A 5,342-nucleotide genomic window follows, 5' to 3' on the forward strand; every position below is an offset into this window, starting at 1 on the left:
ATTGCCATCTGCTGACGGAAAAGCCGCTCGCCGACAGTCGGGAAAATGCGCGCGCCATCGTCGAGGCCGCGCACCGCGCCGGGCGCATCCATGCGGTCGTGCAGAACCGCCGCTATGTCGCCAATGTCAGGCGCATCCGCAGGTTCCTGGACTCCGGCGCCATTGGCACGCCTACCAGCATCCACGCCGACTTTTTCGTCGCACCGCATTTCGGCGGCTTTCGCGAGGAGATGGCGCATGTGCTGTTGCTCGACATGGCGATCCACACATTCGACGCCGCCCGCTATATGGTCGCCGGCGAGCCGGCCGGCGTCTATTGCCAGGAATGGGAGCCGGCCAATTCCTGGTACCGGCAGGGATCGTCGGCCAGCGCCGTCTTCGATCTCGGCCGCGGCAAGGTCTTCACCTATGCCGGGAGCTGGTGCGCCGCCGGCTTCCGCACCAGTTGGGAAAGTACATGGCGCATCGTCGCCGAGCGCGGCAGCCTGCTCTGGGACGGCAATGACGAGCTGAGGGCAGAAGCAGTGATGCCGGGCCGTGACGGAATGTTCGACAAAACCCAGCCGATCGCGGTGCCGCCGCTCGATGCGTCCGATCGCGTCGGCGGCCATCTCGGCATTCTCCAGGATTTCGTGCACGCCATCCAGACCGGCACCGAGCCGGAAACGCGCGGCGCCGACAACATCAAGAGCCTGGCCATGGTTTTTGGCGCCATCGAAAGCGCCGAGACCGGCCGCCGCGTGACAATCGCAGAGGACGCACAATGACGCCGAACCCGCTTCTCGACATCCGGATCGGCACCATGGTGCGGGCCAATCTCGACGACCCGGCGGCTTACGTCAAACAGATCCTGCCGCTCGGCTTCGAGAGCATCCAACCCTTCTTCTGGCAGACGCTTGGCGGCAAGGACCTGGCGCTTCTCGCCGGCCAGATCCGCGAGGCGATCGGCGATGCCGACGTCACCGTGTCCTCGCTCGGCGTGTTCGGCAATCCGCTGGAAGACGGCGAGGTCGATCGCGGCGTGCTCAAGGCCTGGGAGACCGTGATCGACAACGCGCATCTGTTCGGCACCTCGATGGTCAGCGGCTTCACCGGCCGCCTGCGCGGCAAACCTCTGCCGGACAGCCTGCCGCGCTTCAAGAAGGTCTGGGGACCGCTGGCCAAACGCGCCGCCGACAAGGGCGTCCGCATCGCGTTCGAGAACTGCGCCATGGACGGCAACTGGGCCGCCGGCGACTGGAACATCGCCCACAATCCGGACGCCTGGGAGCTGATATTCAACGAAGTGCCCGATGACAATCTCGGGCTGGAATGGGAGCCCTGCCATCAACTCGTCTATCTGATCGACCCGATGCCGCAGATCCGCAAATGGGCGCCGCGCATCTTCCACGTCCACGGCAAGGACGCGACGGTGCGTTGGGACGTGATCCGCGAGCATGGCGTGTTCGGCCGACTGCCCTTCGTGCAGATGCGCACGCCGGGTTTTGGCGACAGCGACTGGACGCGGGTGATCAGCGAGTTGCGGCTGGCCGGCTACAAGGGCGCCATCGACATCGAGGGCTGGCACGACCCGGTCTATCGCGGCGATCTCGAGATCACCGGCCAGGTGCGGGCGCTGGAATATCTGAAGCAATGCAGAGGAGGGGCCACCTACCTGCCGAACCCGATGTGAGGATCGGCCGGCGGGAGGAGCCGGCCGGGATGTCTGCAACGCACATTGCCGAAGCGAATGTCGAACTCCTCGCTTGCGAGGACAAAAAGGGAGGATAAGTGCATGAGCATGACGATGAGAAGGACAGTTCTGCGCTCGACCGTCGTGGCCGCCGCCACGATGCTTGCCGCTGCGATCTCCACCTTGCCCGCGCGGGCGCTCGACGCCAAATGGTGCAAGGACGTCCACATCCGCTTCTTCGTCGGCGGCGCCGAGGGCGACGCTTTCGGCACCATCGTCTACAATGGCGCCAAGCAGGCAGAGGCCGATCTCGGGCCGAAGGTCGACTACATCTTCTCCCAGTGGGACATCGAAAAGATGGTGCAGCAACTGCGTGAGGCCGTCGCGGTCAAGCCCAACGGCATCGCCATGATGGGCCACCCGGGCGACGCGTCGATCATGCCGCTGGCCGAACAGGCGCACAAGGACGGCATCAAGATGATGTACCAGAACGTGCCGGTGCCGAAGGTGGTGGAAGCATTCGGCGGCGGCTATGTCGGCGCCCAGCAGGAGCAGCAGGGCCGCGCGCTCGGCGCCGAGGCGTTCAAGCTGGGCAAGCTGAAGGCCGGCGACAAGGCGATCATGATCGGTCCGTTCGAAAACGAAAGCCGCGGCGCGCGCGAGCGCGGCACGGTGGCGGCGCTCAAGGACGCTGGCGTCGAGGTCATCCAGTTGTCCTCTCCGCCGAGCGGCGAATGGGCGTCCGATCCCAATCTGGCCATTCCGGTGATTACCGCGGCGCTGCTCAACAATCCCGACGTCAAGGCGGTCGGCTATCCCGGCGGGCAGATGCTCGGCAATGTATCGACCTACATGCAGGCGGCCGGACGCAAGGCGGGCGAGATATTCAATTTCGGCTTCGACACCAGCCCGCAGATCGTCGAGGGCTTCAAGGGCGGCTGGGTGCAATTGACCGCCGACCAGCAGCCGTTCCTGCAGGGCTATCTGCCGATCCTCAGCCTCTGCCAGCAGGTTGTTCTGGGGCTGGCGCCGATGAATGTCGACACCGGCGCCGGTTTCGTCACGCCCGAAAATTACGAGATCGTCGCTGAGCTCGCCAAGCAGGCGCTGCGCTGACCTCCCAAGCCGCCGGCCGGGATCTCAGGCCCCGGCCGGCGGGACCGCTGGCGACGAAGCCGGCAACAGACAATCAAGCGAGGATCCGATGGCAGAACGCCTCATCGAACTGCGCGACATCAGCAAGTCCTATGGCCAGGTCTATGCGCTGGGCGGGGTCAATCTCAGCGTCGACCGCGGCGAGGTCGTCGGCCTGCTCGGCGACAATGGCGCCGGCAAGTCGACGCTGATCAAGATCCTCTCCGGCGTGGTCAAGCCGACCAGCGGCGAAATCCTCGTGCGCGGCAAGCCGGTGACCGGGTGGAGTGCGGCGCGTTCGCGCGAGGCCGGCATCGAGACGGTGTTCCAGGACCGGGCGCTGGCCGTGCAGCAGACCATCGTTCGCAACATCTTCATGGGCCGCGAACTGACCGGCTTCATGGGCTTTCTCAGGGTCAACAAGGAGATCGAGGAAGCGAGCCGGCTGATGCGCGAGATCGGCTTCACCTCGAAAGTGTTCACGCCGCAGTCGATCGTCGGCCAGCTTTCGGGCGGCGAACGCCAGGGCGTGGCGATCGCCCGCGCCATCTACAAGCAGGCCGAGCTGATCGTCCTCGACGAGCCGACGACGGCGCTGTCGCTGACCGAAACCGCCAAGGTGTTCCATTTCGTGCGCCAGGTGCGGGCGAGCGGCCGCTCGATCCTGTTCATCGGCCACAACATCCATCATGTCTTCGACATCGCCGATCGCTTCGTCGTGCTGGATCGCGGCAAGGTCGCACTGACGACCGACCGCAGCGAGGTCAAGTCGGCCGAAGATCTCATCAACTTCATGGAAGAGGTCGCGCATCCCGGCGGATTGGCCGGACTGCACGATGCCGGCGACGCGGAGCAGAGAGCACGATGAGCAAGACCATGGAGCCAGATCTGCACGAGCCGTCCGCCGGCATTGCCCGCCCCAGTGCCCAGAAAGAGTGGAAACACCCTTCCGATCACTGGATGCGCGGCTTCATCCTCGACAACCGTGCCGCGCTCGGCACGCTCGCCGTGTTCATCGTCATGATGACGGTGTTCATGATCGCCAACCCGACCGTCTTCACCACCTGGTATCTCTACCGCTCGGTGCTGACCACGCTCCCCGTTGCGCTGTTCGTGGTGGTGCCGCTGGTCTTCGTCGTCACCTGCGGTGAGATCGACCTGTCGTTTCCGGCGACGATGGGTTTTGCCTCATGGGTCTTCGCGCTGGTCGTGCAGGCCGGCTACAATCCGTTCCTCGGCATCGCCGCCGCACTCGTCACCGGCATGCTGCTCGGCTTCCTGGTCGGGTCGCTGGTGGTCTATGGCGGGCTGTCGTCGCTGATCGCGACGCTCGGCATGAATTTCCTGCTGCGAGGCCTGATCCAGATCATCAACGAAGGCAAGTCGATGGCGCTGACCAGCCTCAGCGACAGCTGGGCCTATACGATCTTCTCCAGCCAGCTCCTGGGCATTCCGGTGCAGATCTTCTGGGCCATCGGCTTCGTCGTGCTGTCGGCGATGCTCTACAACCGCCACCGCTTCGGCGCGCAGGTGAGGGTGGTCGGTGACAATCCCGACAGCGCCCAGCAGATGGGCATCGACGTCAAGCGCGTGCGGGTGAAAGTGTTTGTCTTCGTCGGCATCGGGGCCGCGATCGCCGGCACCTTCTCGGTGATGATCAACTTCACCTGGTGGCCGACCGCCGGTGATGGCTATCTGCTGCCGGTGCTGGCCTCGGTGTTCGTCGGCGGCACGCCGACCTGGGGCGGCATCGGCACCGTGGTCGGAGGCGCCATCGGCGCTGTCACCGTGTCCTTCATCCAGACCGGCGTCGTGGCGGCAGGATTGAGCGGCTTCTACGTGCAGTTCTTCAACGGCCTAATCATCATCCTGTCGCTGCTCGGTCATAAGTGGAACCAGGCGCGGTATCGGTGAGGGTTTCGTTGGAGGATCGCATGCCTTGACGATTGGCGCCGGCGCTCATCGTTTTCGTCATCCACGGGCGAAGCAAGGAGCGTAGCGACGCAGCGCAGACCCGAGGATCCATGCCGCAACTTCAACGCGTCACTACGGTGCAGAATTCTGCTCCGCTGCACTCCACGGCCAAGGTCACGGCATGGATCCTCGGGTCTCCGCGACGTCGCTTCGCTCCTGCTCCGCCCGTGGATGACGAAGGTGGGAGCTGTCCGCGGGAAAACGCCATCTTCACACCGCCGCGACAAACCCGTCCAGAACGCGTTTCTGGCCGGCCTTGTCGAAGTCGATGGTCAATTTGTTGCCTTCGATGGCCGAGATGTTGCCGTTGCCGAATTTCTGGTGGAAGACGCGGTCGCCGACGTTGAAGGGCGATGGCTTGTCGGCGACGGATTTGGCGACCAGTTCGCCATCGATGGTGCGGCCCTTGACCGAGGTGCGGCCGGCGCCGTAGCCGCTGTCCGTCTCGCCATAGCCGATGCGCTCGACCTGGTGGCCGGAGCGCGAGCCCCAGTTGCGGTCGGTCGCCTCGGTGCGGTTGGCCTGCGCGCGCTGCCAGCCCGGCGTTGCATAGGTGTTGGAG

5 protein-coding genes and 1 pseudogene are annotated in these 5,342 nt (G+C 64.9%); 5 read left to right on the forward strand and 1 reads right to left on the reverse strand.

Annotated elements, in window-relative coordinates:
- From EN893_RS17215 to EN893_RS17235, 5 genes are all read left to right on the forward strand, one after another.
- Positions 1-767 (forward strand): Gfo/Idh/MocA family oxidoreductase (locus EN893_RS17215; RefSeq protein WP_164900930.1); only part of this gene is annotated, 767 nt, incomplete at its 5' end.
- Positions 764-1,672: a sugar phosphate isomerase/epimerase gene (locus tag EN893_RS17220; RefSeq protein WP_127269006.1), complete on the forward strand. Its 909-nt coding sequence runs from the start codon at positions 764-766 to the stop codon at positions 1,670-1,672. The genes EN893_RS17215 and EN893_RS17220, both read left to right, overlap by 4 nt.
- A 102-nt stretch (positions 1,673-1,774) precedes the next feature.
- Entirely contained in the window at positions 1,775-2,788 is a 1,014-nt protein-coding gene (locus EN893_RS17225; RefSeq protein WP_127269007.1) for a substrate-binding domain-containing protein, read from the forward strand.
- A gap of 88 nt (positions 2,789-2,876) precedes the next feature.
- Positions 2,877-3,674, forward strand: a complete 798-nt coding sequence (locus EN893_RS17230) for an ATP-binding cassette domain-containing protein (protein ID WP_013530993.1) — start codon at positions 2,877-2,879, stop codon at positions 3,672-3,674.
- Positions 3,671-4,720 (forward strand): ABC transporter permease, encoded by a 1,050-nt coding sequence (locus EN893_RS17235; protein WP_127269008.1) that lies wholly within the window; start codon positions 3,671-3,673, stop codon positions 4,718-4,720. The genes EN893_RS17230 and EN893_RS17235 overlap by 4 nt, the downstream gene beginning before the upstream one ends.
- 270 nt (positions 4,721-4,990) lie before the next feature.
- On the opposite strand, the pseudogene EN893_RS17240 reads toward EN893_RS17235, so the two are convergent.
- A pseudogene (locus EN893_RS17240) lies at positions 4,991-5,342 on the reverse strand (ATP-dependent DNA helicase); the annotation flags it as partial.

This window comes from Mesorhizobium sp. M7A.F.Ca.CA.004.04.2.1, assembly GCF_004022825.1.
GTDB lineage: Bacteria > Pseudomonadota > Alphaproteobacteria > Rhizobiales > Rhizobiaceae > Mesorhizobium.

What these genes read in the sequence shown, in the direction of transcription:
- EN893_RS17220 (WP_127269006.1), top strand. Translation starts at nt 764, where the DNA reads ATGACGCCGAACCCGCTTCTCGACATCCGGATCGGCACCATGGTGCGG.
- EN893_RS17225 (WP_127269007.1), top strand. Translation starts at nt 1,775, where the DNA reads ATGAGCATGACGATGAGAAGGACAGTTCTGCGCTCGACCGTCGTGGCC.
- EN893_RS17230 (WP_013530993.1), top strand. Translation starts at nt 2,877, where the DNA reads ATGGCAGAACGCCTCATCGAACTGCGCGACATCAGCAAGTCCTATGGC.
- EN893_RS17235 (WP_127269008.1), top strand. Translation starts at nt 3,671, where the DNA reads ATGAGCAAGACCATGGAGCCAGATCTGCACGAGCCGTCCGCCGGCATT.